This window comes from Mesorhizobium sp. M5C.F.Ca.IN.020.32.2.1, from assembly GCF_004023105.1.
Taxonomy (GTDB): Bacteria; Pseudomonadota; Alphaproteobacteria; order Rhizobiales; family Rhizobiaceae; genus Mesorhizobium; species Mesorhizobium wenxiniae.
Genome location: NZ_RZSX01001296.1, coordinates 1 through 1,209, shown reverse-complemented (window position 1 = coordinate 1,209; position 1,209 = coordinate 1). Strand labels below are relative to the sequence as shown.

The 1,209-nt window shown below is 62.1% G+C and carries 2 protein-coding genes; both read left to right on the top strand.

Translation table 11 applies throughout. The features are described 5' to 3' along the window. Positions 1-969 (top strand): phosphate ABC transporter permease subunit PstC (gene pstC / locus EOA86_RS35390; protein WP_128345711.1); only part of this gene is annotated, 969 nt, incomplete at its 5' end. Beyond that, positions 962-1,209 (top strand): DUF3333 domain-containing protein (locus EOA86_RS35385; RefSeq protein WP_128345709.1); only part of this gene is annotated, 248 nt, incomplete at its 3' end. The genes pstC and EOA86_RS35385, both read left to right, overlap by 8 nt.

The following is a 1,209-nucleotide window of genomic DNA, read 5'->3' as shown; positions in this document are numbered from 1 at the left end:
GGATTTTACTGGGCCTATTCGCGCATCGCACAGGCCTACCGGGCGCGCCACGTGGTCGAGCGCGTTCTTCGCGCATTCTTGATCGCCTGTTCGGTGGTCGCGATCCTGACGACGGTCGGCATCGTTCTCTCGCTCATCTTCGAATCCCTGCGGTTCTTCCAACAGGTGCCGTTCTACAAGTTCCTGTTCGGCACGCATTGGTCGCCGCAGAGCGCCTTCACCGGCGCCGGAGCGGAAGCCGGGGCGGTCAACCAGGACATTTTTGGCATGGTGCCGCTCTTTGCCGGCACGCTGCTCATCACCTTCATCGCCATGCTGGTGGCTGCGCCTATCGGGCTGATGGCTGCGATCTACCTTTCGGATTACGCCTCCAAAAGCGTCCGCGCGGTCGCAAAGCCGGTACTGGAAATCCTCGCCGGCATTCCGACCGTCGTCTACGGCTTCTTCGCCGCGCTGACAGTTGCGCCCTACTTCCGCGGTATCGGCGAAAGCCTGGGCCTCAACGTCGCGTCCGAATCTGCGCTCGCCGCAGGCGTGGTCATGGGTATCATGATCATTCCCTTCGTTTCCTCGCTTTCCGATGATGTGATCAACGCCGTTCCGCAATCCCTGAGAGACGGTTCCGCCGGCCTCGGCGCGACCAAATCGGAAACCATCCGCAAGGTGGTCCTTCCTGCTGCCCTTCCGGGCATCGTTTCAGCGATGCTGCTTGCCGTCAGCCGCGCAATCGGCGAAACAATGATCGTGGTCATGGCGGCGGGCCTGGCGGCAAACCTCACGGCCAACCCGCTCGAAGCGGTCACAACCGTGACCGTGCAGATCGTGACGCTGCTGGTGGGCGACCAGGAGTTCGACAGCGCCAAGACGCTTGCAGCCTTCGCACTCGGCCTGGTGCTGTTCTGCATCACGCTTTCCCTCAACATCGTCGCGTTGCGCGTCGTCCAGAAATACCGAGAGCAATATGACTGATGCGATCTCGTCATTGGGCGCCGTCGGACGGCCGGTCAGCATTCATACCGACGATGCCGCGAAGGCGCGGCTGAAGGGCCGCTACCGCACGGAAACGTGGTTCAAATGGCTTGGCGCCGCAGCTGTTGCGTTGGCCGGCTTGTTCCTTGTGCTGCTCCTGTCGACGATCGTCACGCAGGCGATTCCGGCGCTGCGGCAGAACTATGTGACGCTGCCGATCGATCTTTCGGCGGCCAAGGT